At 42.2% G+C, this 16,513-nt stretch carries 7 protein-coding genes; all 7 read left to right on the forward strand.

The annotated features are described in order from the left end of the window. Nucleotides 1-154 precede the first annotated feature (154 nt). The 7 genes from V7S75_RS09325 to V7S75_RS09355 all read left to right on the forward strand — a co-directional run bounded on the left by V7S75_RS09325 (nt 155) and on the right by V7S75_RS09355 (nt 16,424). Nucleotides 155-3,154, forward strand: coding sequence for a SusC/RagA family TonB-linked outer membrane protein (locus V7S75_RS09325; RefSeq protein WP_459513352.1), 3,000 nt, complete (start codon nt 155-157; stop codon nt 3,152-3,154). A gap of 56 nt (nt 3,155-3,210) precedes the next feature. Further along, the gene (locus tag V7S75_RS09330; protein ID WP_459513354.1) at nt 3,211-4,680 is read left to right on the forward strand and encodes a RagB/SusD family nutrient uptake outer membrane protein; all 1,470 of its coding nucleotides are present in this window, start codon (nt 3,211-3,213) and stop codon (nt 4,678-4,680) included. A gap of 103 nt (nt 4,681-4,783) precedes the next feature. After that, the gene (locus tag V7S75_RS09335; RefSeq protein WP_459513356.1) at nt 4,784-8,083 is read left to right on the forward strand and encodes a VCBS repeat-containing protein; all 3,300 of its coding nucleotides are present in this window, start codon (nt 4,784-4,786) and stop codon (nt 8,081-8,083) included. A 10-nt stretch (nt 8,084-8,093) separates the two neighbouring features. After that, complete coding sequence (locus V7S75_RS09340) at nt 8,094-11,387, forward strand: VCBS repeat-containing protein (RefSeq protein WP_459513358.1); 3,294 nt, start codon at nt 8,094-8,096, stop codon at nt 11,385-11,387. Next, nucleotides 11,387-12,865, forward strand: a complete 1,479-nt coding sequence (locus tag V7S75_RS09345) for an FG-GAP repeat domain-containing protein (RefSeq protein WP_459513360.1) — start codon at nt 11,387-11,389, stop codon at nt 12,863-12,865. The genes V7S75_RS09340 and V7S75_RS09345 overlap by 1 nt, the downstream gene beginning before the upstream one ends. Then, the gene (locus V7S75_RS09350) at nt 12,862-15,366 is read left to right on the forward strand and encodes a TonB-dependent receptor (RefSeq protein ID WP_459513362.1); all 2,505 of its coding nucleotides are present in this window, start codon (nt 12,862-12,864) and stop codon (nt 15,364-15,366) included. Before V7S75_RS09345 ends, V7S75_RS09350 begins: the two co-directional genes overlap by 4 nt. Beyond that, on the forward strand, nt 15,366-16,424 hold the full coding sequence (locus V7S75_RS09355; RefSeq protein ID WP_459513364.1) for a DUF4249 domain-containing protein: 1,059 nt from the start codon (nt 15,366-15,368) through the stop codon (nt 16,422-16,424). The genes V7S75_RS09350 and V7S75_RS09355 overlap by 1 nt, the downstream gene beginning before the upstream one ends. Nucleotides 16,425-16,513 lie beyond the last annotated feature (89 nt).

Raw genomic sequence — 16,513 nt, forward strand, 5'->3', positions numbered from 1 at the left:
ATTAATTAAAATCATTTTTTTATTCAATTTATTATTACTTTTTTTGCCTTGGTTTTGAAATTAGCCATAGACTCTAAACGTTTACATAGCTGTTTTTGGTTGAAACAAAATCACAAAGAATCATTAATCATTTTTAACCCTTAATTTTTCACTTATGATTCATTCTTACAAAAGAGTGGGTCGCCTTGTGCGATCAAGTGTAAGTAACCTAGGCTTCAAACAAGCTTTTAGTGTTGCTGTTGCACTGTTAATTTCCTTGGGTGCTTTTGCTCAAGATGTGGTAACGGGAAAAGTAACTGACGCTGCTGATGGCTCAGGTATCCCAGGTGTTTCTGTAGCTGTAAAAGGTACTACTCGTGGTGCTCAAACAGATGCAAACGGTACTTATAAAGTTAATGCTGGGTCGAACGCGACTTTGGTATTCTCTTTTGTAGGTTATGCTTCTAAAGAAGTTGCAGTAGGTTCTAAGTCTGTTGTTAACGTTTCTTTGGCTGCTGACAACAAATCTTTGGAAGAAGTTGTGGTTGTTGGTTACGGTACACAAAAGCGTAAAGAGATTTCAGGAACTGTAACTAGCTTAGGTTCTCGTGATTTCAACGCCGGTGTTGTAACAAACCCATTAGCTGCTGCTCAAGGTAAAGTTGCAGGTTTGGTTATCACGCAGGCTTCTGGTGATCCAAATGCTCGTCCAACAGTTCGTTTACGTGGTACAGGTTCATTGAACGCAGGTTCTGAGCCATTATACGTAATTGACGGTGTGATTGGTGCTCCTATCGAAAACATTGCTCCAGAAGATATCTTATCCATGGACGTGTTACGTGATGCATCTTCTGCTGCAATCTACGGTTCTCGTGGAGCGAATGGTGTTATCTTGATCAACACGAAACGTGGTAAATCAGGTACTCCTTCAGTTGATTATTCAGCATATGTTGGTTCTGAGTCTATCTCTCAACGTCCACAATTGTTGAACGGTGCTGAATTCCGTGCTGCTGCTGCTAAATATGGTCAAAAATTTGATGACTTAGGAGCTAATACTGATTGGTTAGGTGTAATTACACAAACTGCAATGTCACAAAACCATAACGTGGGTGTGTCAGGTGGTTCTGAAAATGTATCTTACCGTGCATCTATTGGTTACTTAGATCAAACAGGTACTTTGAAAGGTTCAGGTAAAGATCGTTTAACAGGTCGTTTGAACTTAGATGCGAAAGCATTAGATGGTAAATTAGCGATGAAGGTTAACATGTCTGCTTCGCAAACAAACAACCAATTTACTGATAACCGTGCTGTAGGTTTCGCCATGAACATGCGTCCAACAGATCCAGTGTACAACGCGGACGGAACTTATTTCCAAATCCCAGGTACATTTGCCAACTTTAACCCATTGGCTACAATTGAAAGCAAGTCTAACAAACAACGTTTGCATGATTTCTTATTCAATGCTTCTGCTGGTTATACTATCTTAGATGGTTTGGTATTCAACGTATCAGGTACTTTGCGTACGCAAACGGCTGATGGTTCTTACTTCGCAAAATCTACTCCAGGTAACTTATTAGCTACTGTAGGTGGTAACGCTGCTAACCGTCAATTGAACTCAGTTACTGATAAGCAATTAGAAACTACTTTGAACTACTCAAAGAAATTGAATGATGTTTCTACATTGAACGTTTTAGCTGGTTACACATACCAAGATGTTGTTGCTGATGGTTTCTTTGCAGGTAACAATAACTTCTTGACAGATGCTTTCGAAGCGAACAACTTAGGTTCTGGTTTAGGTATTCGTACTAACCCTAGCTTATTAGGTTCATACAAGAATGAGTACAAATTGGTTTCATTCTTAGCACGTGCTCAATATTCATTATTGAACAAATATTTCGCAACAGTTAACGTTCGTCGTGACGGTTCTACGAAATTCGGTGATAACAACAAATGGGGTATTTTCCCATCAGTTTCAGTGGGTTGGGCTTTATCTGAAGAAGCATTCTTGAAAGGTAATTCAACAATCGATAACTTGAAATTGCGTGTTAGCTGGGGACAAACTGGTAACTCGGAAGGTATCCGTCCGTTGTTATCTAAATCGTTCTACGGAGCTTCAGGTTCTTACTTTGATGGTGCTGCAAACGATTTCTTGCCTGCATACTCAATCCAATCTAACCCGAACCCTAACTTGAAATGGGAGATTAACGAAAACTACGGTGGTGGTATCGACTTCTCATTATTCAAAGGTAAATTGACTGGTAACTTGGATGTTTACACGCGTACAACAAAAGATTTGTTATACACAGTAAACGTACCACAAGAGAAAGGTTATGTATACCCAACTATGTTGGCTAACATCGGATCGATGAAAAACCAAGGGGTTGAGTTATCATTAACTTACCAAATCTTGGAGAACAAAGATTGGAACATCGCTACAACGTTAGCTGCTTCATTCAACAAAAACGAAATCGTTTCATTGAAAAATGATTCATTCGCTGCTCCAGACCAAGTATTCTTGTCTACTTCTTTAGGTTCATTCATCCGTGGTACATCTGCTGTTAACTTCTCAGTATTACAAGCAGGTCACCCAGTAGGTGAATTCTATGGTGCTAAAATCGCTTCTATCTCAAACGGAAAATATGTATTCCAAGATTTGAATGGTGATGGTACTGTTGATCCTAACGCTGCTGACCGTACGTATATTGGAAATCCGAACCCAACTTTCGTTGGTGGTTTGACTACAAACATCCGTTACAAAGCATTTGACTTGCAATTCCAATTGACAAGCCAATTAGGTGCTAAGATTGTTAACACAAACAACTTGTTGTTAGGTCGTCAAGATGGTCGTTTAGCTGAATCTGGTGCATTGAAATCTGCATTGACTTCAATCATCAACGATGAGCGTACAATCCCAATGGATTACTATGTTGAGTCAGGTGACTTCTTACGTATCAACAACGCATCGTTTGGTTATACATTGCCAGTTAAAGGCGTGTTCAAGCGTGCTCGTATCTACGTAGCAGGTAACAACTTAGCTGTATTTACTAAATACACAGGTGTTGATCCAGAGATTAGCCAAAACTTAGCAATTGGTTCTGCTGCTCCAGGTATTGACGTTCGTGAGACTTACTACAAAACTCGTGCGATTACTGCGGGTGTAAATCTTTCGTTCTAATCCAACAAAATCGTATTCAATTAGTTAGATAATCGAATAAATAAATTATTAATAAAATGAAAAAATATATCTATAAAGTACTTTCAGTAGGTGTTTTCGCTTCGTTAGCCCTATCGTCTTGTACAGATTTAACTGAGCCAGTTTACGATGCGATCCCAGCTGATCAATTCTTGAAAACGGATGCTCAGATTGCTGCTGCATTGGGACCTGCTTACGGTGGTCTTCGTGGTATCACATGGGATTGGTTCAATCCAAGTGAAGCATCTTCGGATGAGTTGATCGTTCCTACACGTGGTGGTGACTGGTATGATGGTGGTGACTGGTTGGCTTATTCTCGCCACACTTGGACTCCACAACACGGTCCTATCAACGGAATGTGGGGATTCATCTTTGGTAACATCTCTCAGGTGAACCAATTGATCCCAGTGGTTAAATCAAACCAAAAAGCTGTAGATGAGTTACGTGCTGTACGTGCTTTCTATTACTTCATGGCAATTGACGCGTTTGGAAACGTCCCTATCGTAACAGATAATGCTTCTGTAGGTGGAACAAAAACTCGTGCTGAAGTTTATGCTTTCATTAAGTCTGAGTTAGAGTCAGCTATTCCTAACTTGGTAGCTGGTAAAGCTTATTCTCGTATGACGCAAGATGCTGCACGTATGTTGTTAGCTAAATTGAAGTTGAACGCTGCAGTTTATTCAGGTACTGCTGATTGGCAAGGTGCTTATGATGCTGCTAACGCAGTAATCAACTCGAAAAACGGTTGGTCTTTATCTTCTTCTACTGTTTCTAACTTCATCGTTGCGAACGAAGGATCAGGAGAGAACATCTGGACTATTCCTTTCGATAGCTTCAAAGCAGGTGGTATGAACTTCCAAATGAGAACGTTACACTATGCAAACCAACAAACATATGGTTTGGGTAACTCTCCATGGAACGGTTTCTGTACATTAGCGGATTTCTACAACTCATTCGAGGCGAAAGATTTGCGTAATGCAATGTGGATCAAAGGTCAGCAATATGCTGCTTCTGGTGCTGCGTTAACAGATGCTAAAGGTGCTCCATTAGCGTTTATCGCTGACTTCAACAAGGATCAAATGACGGATGCAGATCCAGAATTCCAAGTTGCTGGTATCCGTTCTCAAAAATATGAGATCCAAAAGAACAACCCGAACGGGGATCAATCAAACGACTACGTAGTATTCCGTTTGGCTGATGCGATCATGATGCGTGCTGAAGCTGCTTTCCGTTTAGGAAAAACTGCTGAAGCTTTAGCTGACGTGAACACTATCCGTAAGCGTTCTGGAGTAGATCCATTGACAACTTTGACTGCAGCTGATATCTTAGCTGAGCGTGGTCGTGAGTTTGCTTGGGAAGGATGGAGACGTAATGATATGATTCGTTTCGGTACATTCTCTTTAGAGCGTAAGTTCATGAAGAAATTAGATAAGACTCGTGAGTTGTTCCCAATTCCACAACCACGTATCGATGCTAACCCATTGTTGAAACAAAACCCTGGGTATTAATTCGTACTGAATTTAGTAAAAAGGCAGAGCCATTGGTTCTGCCTTTTTATTTTATAAACAAGCCCTTTTTTTGTATTTTTGCAGTCCAATATTTGAACCTTCCATGAAGCAATTTGTACTCCTTTGTAGCGCCGCATTATTAACCTTTGCTTGTTCCACCAAAGAAGACACCCTCTTCGAAGAATTGCCTGCATCTGAAACTGGCATTGACTTCGTTAATCGAAGTTTAGAGAAAAAGGAATTCAATATTTTCAACTACCGTAATTTCTATAACGGTGGGGGGGTAGCTATCGGTGACGTAAATAATGATGGGCTATCTGATCTATTTGTTACCTCAAATTTTGAAGACAATAAACTCTACCTAAATAAAGGTGGAATGCATTTCGAAGACATTACCGCGAAGTCAGGAATTGTGGGTAAGAAATTCTGGTCGACGGGCGTAACTTTTGCGGATGTTAATGGCGACGGATTAATGGATATTTATGTGTGTAATTCAGGTTCACGCGATGCGCGTGGAAACCAATTATACATCAATCAAGGAATCAAGAGCGGCGTTCCTACTTTCAAGGAAATGGCCAAAGAAGCCGGTTTAGAGGATGGCGGCCTATCTACGCATGCTGCCTTTTTTGATTATGATCGCGATGGGGATCTCGATATGTATTTGCTGAACAACAGCTTTACACCCATCGATAAATTAGGATATACGAATCTGCGCGATGTGCGCGATAAATTAGGCGGGGACAAATTGTTCCGCAATGACAGTCAAGATAAGAACATCAGATTTACGGATGTATCCGAAAAAGCAGGCATCTATGGCAGCTTAATCGGTTTTGGTTTAGGAATTACAATCGGGGATGTGAACAATGACAACTGGCCCGATATTTACATATCAAACGATTTCTACGAGCGTGATTATTTGTACATCAATCAACACGATGGAACGTTTAAAGAAGATTTAGAGAATCAAATGCCGCATATCTCCCTAAGCTCGATGGGAGCGGATATCGCGGATATTAATGACGACGGTAACCTCGATATTTTCGTGACCGACATGCTTCCGGGCGATGACCGTCGCCTAAAAACTACGTCTATTTTTGAAGGCTATAACTTAGTTGATTTGAAATTGAAACGAGGTTTTTGGCATCAATACATGCGTAATAACTTGCAATTAAACAATGGCGACGGAACGTTTAGTGAGGTGGGTCAATTGGCGGGGGTGCATGCCACCGACTGGTCTTGGGGAGCTTTGATTTTCGACATGGACAATGATGGACAAAAGGACATTTTTGTCGCAAATGGTATCGCGAAAGATTTAACAGATCAAGACTTTGTCGATTTCCTAGGTGATCGCAATACGATGCAACAGATGTTGAACGGAAAGAAGTTCGACTACAAAGAATTTACAGATAAAATATCTTCGGTTCCTATTCCCAACTACGCATATAAAAATGAAGGGAATTTAAAGTTTGCAAATCAAGCGAAGGCTTGGGGATTAGAAGGCCCGGGATTCTCGAACGGTTCAGCGTATGGCGACCTTGATAATGACGGTGATTTGGATTTAGTTGTGAATAACGTCAATGCGCCACTTTCCGTCTTCAAAAACAAGACGAATGAGAAGCTGAAGAATCATTATCTAACTGTTCATTTGAAAGGAACCGGACGGAACTTGAATGGGATTGGGTCGAAGGTTACTTTATTCCAGCAAGGGAAAATCAAGGTCTTACAACAAATGCCAAACCGTGGTTTTCAATCCTCAAGTGACCATCAAATGGTCTTTGGTTTAGGTCAAAATGGTAAAATAGATTCTTTACAAATCATTTGGCCAGATGATAAAATGCAAACCGTGAAGTCGGTGAAGTCGGATCAGGTATTGACATTGGATTATGCAAAAGCGACACAGCAATTCAAATTTACTCCGTTTGTTGCCAAGCAATTATTCGCAGATGTAACGGCGACTAAATTGAATTACACGCATCAAGAAAGCCTATTCAATGACTGGGATCGCGATGTTTTATTGAAACAAAAATTATCTACCCAGGGGCCAGCGATGGCCGTTGGCGACGTGAATGGCGATGGCTTAGATGATTTGTATTTAGGGGGTGCCGCTGGACAGAAAAAGCAATTATTCATTCAGCAGGCTTCCGGACAATTCAAGGAAAGTACCCAAGCAGATTTCAGTTTAGATCAAACAACGGAAAATACGGATGCCCTTTTCTTTGATGCGGATGGCGACAAGGATTTGGATTTATTCGTCGTAACCGGAAGTAATGAGTTTGATATCAATGCCCCTGAATTACATGATTTATTGTATTTAAATGACGGGAAAGGGAATTTTAAGCGTGATTTGCGTTTCCCAACTATCTTTGAAAATGGTTCTTGTGCTACGGCCGCCGACATGGATCATGATGGCGATTTAGATTTATTTGTGGGATCCCGTATGTTATCGACTAAATATGGCATGAGTCCAAGTAGTAACCTTTACATCAATGATGGAACAGGTGGTTTCAAAAACTATTCGAAACGTTTTATGCCGGAAATTGGCGAATTGGGCATGGTGACTGATGCGGAATGGGCTGATGTGAACAAAGATGGTTATGCTGATTTGGTTGTGGCGCAAGATTGGGGCGGAATCGTTGTATTTAAGAATGAACGCGGTCGGAAATTAGTGAAGCAAGAAATGGTTCCTGGTTCAGAAGGCCTTTGGGGCTGTTTAAAACCTGCTGATATTGATGGCGATGGAGATATGGATTTTGTGGCTGGAAACTTTGGCCTAAATTCAAAAATCAAAGCGTCTGCGGAATTCCCTGCAACTTTATCGGTGAATGATTTTGATAAAAATGGAACGGTGGAACAAATCATTTCCTGTGTAACGGAAGATGGGAATACCTATCCAATGGTGTTAAAAGCGGAATTGCAGCGTGCTACACCTGTGATCAAACAGAAATTTATCAAGTACAAGGATTATGCGAATAAGACGGTGGAAGAATTGTATTCTGATGAGCAGCGTGATGGCATGGTGCTTCGCCAAATCACCACAACAGAATCTGCATTTTTAATCAACGATGGCAAAGGAAACTTCAATCTGCAAGCCTTGCCGTATGAAGCGCAATTCTCTCCAATCCGCGGTATTGAAGTTTCAGACTTTGATCATGACGGGAAAGTGGATATCCTATTAGCAGGTAATTTCTTTGATTCATTGCCTGAGTGGGGTCGTTTTGACGCCATGTATGGTTTGATGCTGAAGGGATTAGGTCAAGGAAAATTTGTGGCGAAGCGCTCGAAAGACACGGGTTTCCAAACCCGGGGTCAAGTTCGCAAAATGGCTATTGCAAAAGGAAAAGGAGGGAATTTTGTTGTCCTCGCTAAAAACAATGACAAAGCACAAGTGTTTCAAGTTAAATAATAAGTAGTTTATGAATAAGTATCTCGCATTTTTCATTTTATCGGTTGGTTTTCTCGCATGTAAATCAGGTGATGATGTGCAATTGTTTGAGAAATTGCCTGCCTCGAAAACACACATTGATTTTACCAATCAAATCAAAGAAACGCCCGATTTTAACATCCTCGATTACCTCTATTTCTACAATGGTGGTGGGGTAGCTTCTGGCGATATCAACAATGATGGGCTCGTCGATTTATTCTTCACATCCAATCAAGGAAAAAATAAATTGTACCTGAATAAGGGCAACATGGAGTTTGAAGACATCACAGAAAAGGCGGGAGTGGCAGGTTTCTCCGACTGGAAAACGGGAGTGACGATGGCTGATGTGAATGGAGATGGCTTGTTGGATATTTACGTTTGTGCCGTAAGTAATTTCAAAGGGATGGAGGGTTCAAACGAATTGTACATCAATAATGGAGACAATACCTTCACGGAGAAGGCCAATGAATATGGATTAGACTTTACGGGTTTCTCTACACAGGCAGCCTTTTTTGATTATGACAAGGATGGCGATTTGGATTGCTATTTGTTGAATCATGCGGTGCATAATACGCGTTCCTACGATCGTGTAAATACTCGGATGTTGAAGGATAACGAAGCCGGTGATTATTTATACCGGAACGATGGTGGCAAATTCAAGGACATTTCTGCCGAATCAGGGATTTACCAAGCTGCCATGGGCTATGGATTGGGTATTTCAGTCGCAGATTTGAACAATGACGGTTGGCTCGACATCTATGTCAGCAATGACTTTCACGAAGACGATTATTACTACATCAACCAAAAAGACGGGACCTATAAAGAGGGTATCAAAGAGCACTTTAAGCATTTGAGCCGCTTCTCAATGGGGTCAGATATTGCGGATATCAATAACGACGGTTACCAAGACGTGATGACTTTGGATATGTACCCGGAAGATGAGAAGGTCGAAAAATCATCTGTGGGGGAAGATCCTTTGGATATCTACATGTATAAATTACAGTTTGGCTATTTCAATCAGTACAGTCGGAACTGCTTGCAGTTAAATATGAGTGGCCAAAAGTTTGCAGACATCGCTGCGTCTTCTGGCGTTGCGGCCACGGATTGGAGTTGGAGTACCTTGATGGCGGATTACGATGGAGATGGCCTGAAAGATATATTTATTTCGAATGGAATCCTGCGCCGACCGAATGATTTGGACTATTTGAAATTCGTGATTGGCGATTCGCTACATTATGGTTTGCCTACGTCTCATAAATTGGATCAGGAAGCGATTGATTTAATGCCAAGCGGCAAGGTGCATAATTACTTGTTTCAAGGTTCCAAAGATCTACGTTTCAAGGATAAATCGAAGGTTTGGGGATTTGAAGAAGCAGGGATTTCAAATGGTAGTTCTTATGCGGATTTGGATAATGATGGTGACTTAGATTTGATTTCCAATAACTTGAACGAACCTGCAGGAATCTATGAAAATCATTCGCGTGAGTTGTTGAAGAACAATTTTGTGAAAGTGAAATTCAAGGGCGAAGGCATGAATACCTTCGGGATTGGGGCAAAGGTGATTTTAAAGACGAAGGAAGGCCAACAGCTACAACAAATGATGCCGACGCGCGGGTTTATGAGTTCGGTGGAACCAACGTTGCTATTCGGTATCGGCCAATTGAGCGATGTGGATTCTTTGATTGTCATTTGGGAGAATGAGAAAATGCAGATCATTAAGCATCCGAAGATCAATGAATTGTTGACGCTTGATCAGAAGAATGCGCAGATGCTAGTGAAGAATTTCCAATTTTTTACGCAAACTAAACCTCTTTTCGAGGAAGTGACAGGTACGTTTAATATTCCTTATTTACATCAAGAAAATACCTATTTCGACTTCAATCGTGAGCTTTTGGTACCGTTTAAAGTATCCATCGAAGGGCCTAAAATGGCCGTGGGGGATGTGAATGGAGATGGTTTAGAAGACTTTTACGTTGGAGGTGCCAAATACCAAGCGGGACAATTGTACCTGCAGAAGCCAAATGGCTTTGCGTTCTCTCCACAGCAATCTTTTAAAGCAGATAGTCTATATGAGGATGTAGATGCCTTGTTCTTTGATGCGGATGGTGACAAGGATTTGGATTTATATGTGGTCTCAGGCGGGAATGAGTTTTATGATAAAATGCCAGAGCAATTTGACCGACTTTATAAAAACGATGGAAAGGGTAACTTCACACGTGATGCCAAAGCATTGCCAGCGATGTATGACAATAAATCGGTGGTTCGCCCTTGTGACTTTGATCGCGATGGAGATATCGATTTGTTTGTAGGTGGTCGTGTGGTAGGCTATCATTATGGCTATTCGCCGAAATCTTATTTATTGGTCAATAATGGCCATGGACAATTTGCAGATCGCACACAGGCTTTAGCGCCAGATCTTCGTGAAGTGGGGATGCTGACTGAAGCGATTTGGGCGGATTTCGACCGGGATGGAGATCAAGATTTAACGGTCGTGGGTGATTGGATGCCGATTAAATCTTTCGAAAACCGTGGCGGAAAATTAAGCCTTATTGAAAATGGCTTAGAAGAATTTACCGGTTTTTGGGGAGGTTTAACAGCTGGCGATTTTGATAAAGATGGCGACATGGATTTTGTCGTGGGTAATTTGGGTACAAACACCAAATTGCGGAAGCAGGTGGATGGGAAATTGCGCATGCTGATCAAGGATATTGATAAGAATGACACGGAAGAGCACATAATTTCTTATAACCGTGGGGATGATTGGTATCCAATCAATAGCAAAGATGAAATGGGTAAACAAATTCCAAGTATCATCAGCAAGAAATACACGAAATACAATGAGTTTGCGGGCAATACGATTGAGGATTTGTTTGGTGACAATGAATTGAAAGGAGCGACGGAACGCATGGTGAATACATTTGAGTCGGTGTATGTAGAAAACAAAGGCAAAGGGAAATTCGAAATGCATTTCTTGCCGGCTTTGGCGCAAGTATCCAAGGTGATGGTATTACGTACCGAGGATGTAGACAAAGACGGAAACTTAGATGTGATTTTAGGGGGTAATTTCAATGGAGCGTCTATGTACCAAGCGCGTTACGATGCCTTCTTTGGTCTAATTTTGAAAGGAAATGGCAAGGGTGGATTTAGTCCGATGATTCCAACGGAAACAGGTTTCTTGCAAGACGGAGATGTCCGCGATATTAAGATTGTACATACCCCCAAAGGTCCTTTATACTTCGTGACGCGCAACTCAGCTACGATGCAAATCTTTAAAAAGCTGAATTAATGCGGAGGCTAATCGGATTGCTATTGTTTCTGGGCATTGCTTTTGCTTCCTGTAAACGGGATGTGAAAGAAGGGGAGCAATTAGCGAAGCAATATTGCCAATCTTGTCACATGTTGCCGAGTCCCGCTTTGTTGCCACAGAATGTTTGGAAATATTCAACGCTGCCTTACATGGGAATTATGTTGGGCGTTTCGCATGAGATCGACCAATTGGAAAAACCACTTTCCGATTATGCCATCATGCGGCCGGCTTCGCAAATGATACCCGACGATGATTGGGAGAAAATCAAGGAATATTACTTGACCGAGGCACCGAAGGAATTAGCTGCGGCAGAATATCCCGCATTGCCGGAAGAAAATACCTTGTTTGCGGTTGAGGATTTATCGGTTGCGAAAGCCAATGCGACCATCCCAAATTTTACGGCGGTTCGAATCGACCCGATGAAACATCAGATTATTGCGGGGGATCAATCCAATCGGGTTATCTGGGTATTGGATGCTGCAGGAAAACCGAAGCAGCAATTAGAAAATCAAGATGCGCTGACCTACATAGAAGCTTGGAAGGGGCAATACCTTTTTACATTTATTGGGACAACGACTCAAGCCAATCCGGATGTGAATGGTTCGATTAAAACCTATACTTCAGGTGCACCAAGTACGCTGATTAAAAGCCTGAATCGCCCGATTGAATTGAAGGCGCGGGATTTAGATGGTGATGGTCAAGATGAATTAATCAGTAGTGAGTTTGGATTCATGCAAGGCGGCATGTCGGTTTGGAAGAAAAATGGAACAAGTTGGACTAAGAAAGTTTTAAATCCTCAGACCGGTGCCACGCATGTGGATGTGCGGGATTTTAATGGGGACGGCCAACTGGATATCGTGGCTTTGTTTGCGCAAGGGGATGAGCGAATTATGCTTTATACGAATAAAGGAGGCTTGAATTTTGAAGAAACCCGCCTCTTGCGTTTTCCTTCCATTTATGGAACGAGTTCCTTTGACATGGGGGATGTGGATGGCGATGGCGATTTGGATATCGTTTGTTCGGCGGGCGATAATGCCGATTTCTCTACGATTTTAAAGCCTTATCACGGAGTTTATGTCTATACGAATCAAGGCAAGATGAAGTTCAAGCAACAAGCATTTTATCCGCAAAATGGTGCCACCAAGGTGATGTTGGCGGATTTGGATCAGGATGGTGATCAAGATATGTTATCGATTGCTTTATTCCCCGACGTGGCCAAACGTCCCGCGGAAGGCTTGATTTATTTTAAAAATACGGGCAAAGGTTTTAATCAAATGACCATTCCAGTGAATCATTTGGGACGCTGGTCGGTGATGGACATTGCCGATATTGAGGGGGATGGTGATTTAGATGTGGTGTTAGGTAGTCATGCCGTGGCGAAGTTCCCTGCCGGAGGTTTTGACCCGGCCTGGAAGACCGCGAAAGGAATTTTAATTTTACGAAACAAAAAACGATGAGGCAGGTATTGCTTATGTGTTGCTTGCTCTTGTCCTTTGCTTCGCTAGGCCAAAAACGAGGCTATTTTATTTTTTCAGGAAGCATTCAAGATCTAGAAACGAAAGCTCCCATTGAAGGCGCATCCGTATTATTTTCCGGATTGTCGATCGGGGCACGTACGGATTCTGCAGGTCATTTTTCGGTGACATTGCCAGCTCGTTCTTATCAAATGGTTTTTCGGAGTCTCGGTTATAAGTTTAAAACAGGTCGCATTGATTTAAAAGACAATGCGAGCATGACGGTGCTTCTTGAGAAATCTGAACAGATTTTGGATGAGGTTGTTATCTCGGCAGAGAAGTCGGATGCCAATGTTAATCGGACGATCATGGGGGTGGAAAAGATGTCGAGTAAGACACTGAAAAAGCTGCCCAATTTGATGGGGGAGGCCGATGTCATTCGTAGCATTATGTTGTTGCCGGGTGTCTCCACGGTAGGGGAAGGTGCCTCTGGTTTTAATGTCCGGGGTGGAAATGTGGATCAAAACTTAGTCTTATTAGATGGAGTTCCCTTGTTTAATACCTCCCATTTATTTGGGTTTTTTACGGGCTTTAATGCCGACATGGTTCAAGACTTAAGTTTGTACAAAGGCGGAATTCCGAGTATGTATGGCGGCAGAGCCTCCTCTGTATTGGATGTGCGCGTGAAAGAAGGGAATTTTGAAAAGTGGTCGATTCAGGGTGGGGTGGGGCCATTATCTAGCCGACTCTTATTCGATGGTCCTTTGGTTAAAGGAAAAACATCGTTGATTTTAGGGGCTCGTGGTTCGATGTCCGATTTCTATTTGGGCTATTTCCCGAATCCCGCACTTCAAAAAAGTAAAGCGGATTTCTATGATGTCAATTTCAAGTTGACACATAAATTGAGCGAAAACCAACGTATTTCAGTATCGGGCTATGTTAGCCACGATGGCTTCAAATTTGCTTCAGATACCTTGTATTCTTGGCAGACGAAGACCTTGAACATTCAACATCATGCCTTGTGGCGAAATTGGTCACATCATTTCACCGCTTTTGTGAGTGATTATTCCTATGGCATTGATGGCTTAAAATCAGGCTATGAATTCGCGTGGAAACCTTCTATTACGCAAAAATCAATCCGCGAAGACTTGAGTTTTGACCTAAAAACACGTGGTCGTTTGGACATGGGTGTTGAGTTTAATGCCTATCGGAATGATGCGGGAACGTTTAAGCCAAGTTCGGAAAATTCAGTCGTGAATACGTTCCCCATGCAAGCAGAAAATTCACGCGAAATGTCGGTTTATGTGGGTCATAGTTTGCCCCTTGGGAAGCGTGTTAGTTTAGACTATGGCCTTCGCTACGCCTATTATCAGTTGGTGGGCGCCCAAACGTTTTATCAATACAAACCCGGTATTCCGCGTGCATTCAATACGATCATGGATACTTTGCAATACCAAGCAGGTGATGTGATTCAGTACTATGGCGGTTTTGAACCCCGCTTGTCTTTGGCGGTGAAATTGGATACCAATACTTCCATAAAATTAGGCTTCAATCGCATGCAGCAGTTCATGCATTTGTTGTCGAATACGATGGCTGTATCACCGGTGGACATTTGGAAGAATTCAAATCCTTATTTGCCGCAGCAGGTGGCGGATCAATTTTCGATCGGTTTATTTAAGAATTTTACCAATGCGCAAAATGCCGTTTTCGAGGCATCAGCGGAATTGTATTACAAGCGTTTATCCAATGTCATTGATTACGTTGACGGGGCGGCGCTTTATTTGAATCCAACGGTGGAGACGCAATTATTGGTGGGTAAGGGGCGTGCCTATGGAGCTGAGTTTTTCTTGAAAAAGGCGCGGGGAACACGTTTGACTGGTTGGGTTTCTTATACCTATGCGCGTTCATTCCGTTTGATTGAAGCGAATGAAAATCAAATTGCCGCGAATTTTGGCAAAGAGTTTCCAGCGAATTTTGACATGCCACATAATTTCAAGTTTGTGCTGAATAATCGCTTGACAAAACGAATTTCGTTTAATGCGAATTTTACATATACCTCCGGCCGACCGATTACCTATCCGAACGCCCGTTACAAGGTATATGCCTACAATGATTTATATGATTTTGAATATGCATCGGGAATTTATCCACGTGCTGGATATCTGCCTACGACCTATCAGTACAATGGTTCAACCTTTACGTATCTAAGTGGGACGACGATTGCACCCGTTTTGGATGGCTATTCCTCTCCGAGTTTTACCTTGCGGAATGAAGAGCGAATTCCATTTTACATGCGTTTGGACGTAGGCTTTACGATTGAACCCAAAGAGGGAAAACGCTGGCAGGGTAGTTGGAATTTCTCCATCTACAATTTGCTGTCTCGCCAAAACGCCTATTCGATTTTCTTCCGTTCTTCTACGGGTTTGATTAATCAGGCGCGTACCTATCAGCTTTCGGTTTTGGGAGCTGCGATTCCATCCATCACCTATAACTTCAAATTCTAATGAAAAGACTCTTACTATTTTCATGGATGCTGTTGTTGATGGCCTGTGAAACAGAAATTACGGATTTTAAGACGCAAAATTTAAGCAATGCGATTGTCGTTTATGGGGAGATGTCCAACATGGCAGGGCCATATACGGTACGTTTGAATTATACGTCGGGCTATTCGCCTTTTGATGTTACGGAATTTCAGGGCCAAGTGATTCAGGGCGCGGATGTCCGTATTGTAGATGAAACTGGGGCTGCCATGACCATGAAGGAAACTTCCAAAGGGGTTTACCAAACACCTGCCTCATTCATTGGAGTTGTGGGGAAAAAATACCAGTTGAAGATCATGACCAAAGCCGGGCAGGACATTGCATCGGCATGGCAAACTTTGTCGGCTCCTGTAACGCCTGAAGGTTTGAATTCCCAATTCGTTACAGCGGAAAAGGTTGAAAATATGCGCTTCGATTTATCGGGCTATTTACCTGATCAGAAACAAGTTGAAAATTATTATTTCATCAAACGCCAAGATTTCATTCAGTTCTTGACTACCTGCCCGGAACCACCCCCACCTCCACAGCCTGTTCCTGCATGTGATTGTAAATGTTGGCAAGCTCCTCAAAATACCCAACCGATTTTATTGACTGATTTTTTAGTTGATGGTTCGAAAATAAAACTCCCCTTGGGGTCGGTTAATTTCCGGGATTTTACGGATTGGGTAGTGCAACTGGAAGTTTATTCGGTGGATCGGGCGACGCATACCTATTGGCAGCGCCAAGAAGACCAACGGACTTTAGGGGGAGGAATTTTTGATAAGGTTCCTGCACAGATCCTAGGGAACTTGACATGCTTGAATAATCCGGACCAACAGGTTTTGGGTTATTTCATGGTAGCTGGAAAATCGAAAACGCGTCTTAAGGTTGATCGCTACAATGGCATTCCCTATGAGACCTATAATAAGTTGGTGAATTACGTCGAATTCAACAACATCCGTTACAAGAACTATCCCCTTTGGGATTGTCGGAAAGCCGCCTGGATTCCCTACAATGTGGGCTTGAATTTACCAGTTTACTGATCAAAAATCTCGTGTTCAACCCTTACCTTTGGCAATCCTCCAAGGTTTGCCAAAGGTAGCAGGGGGCTTTGTCTAAGGCGCTTCAATAG

This window comes from Aquirufa sp. TARAVU-A1A (assembly GCF_054558675.1).

Coding starts and splice junctions, on each gene's coding strand:
- V7S75_RS09325 (WP_459513352.1), top strand. CDS start 155: ATGATTCATTCTTACAAAAGAGTGGGTCGCCTTGTGCGATCAAGTGTA.
- V7S75_RS09330 (WP_459513354.1), top strand. CDS start 3,211: ATGAAAAAATATATCTATAAAGTACTTTCAGTAGGTGTTTTCGCTTCG.
- V7S75_RS09345 (WP_459513360.1), top strand. CDS start 11,387: ATGCGGAGGCTAATCGGATTGCTATTGTTTCTGGGCATTGCTTTTGCT.
- V7S75_RS09350 (WP_459513362.1), top strand. CDS start 12,862: ATGAGGCAGGTATTGCTTATGTGTTGCTTGCTCTTGTCCTTTGCTTCG.
- V7S75_RS09355 (WP_459513364.1), top strand. CDS start 15,366: ATGAAAAGACTCTTACTATTTTCATGGATGCTGTTGTTGATGGCCTGT.
- V7S75_RS09335 (WP_459513356.1), top strand. CDS start 4,784: ATGAAGCAATTTGTACTCCTTTGTAGCGCCGCATTATTAACCTTTGCT.
- V7S75_RS09340 (WP_459513358.1), top strand. CDS start 8,094: ATGAATAAGTATCTCGCATTTTTCATTTTATCGGTTGGTTTTCTCGCA.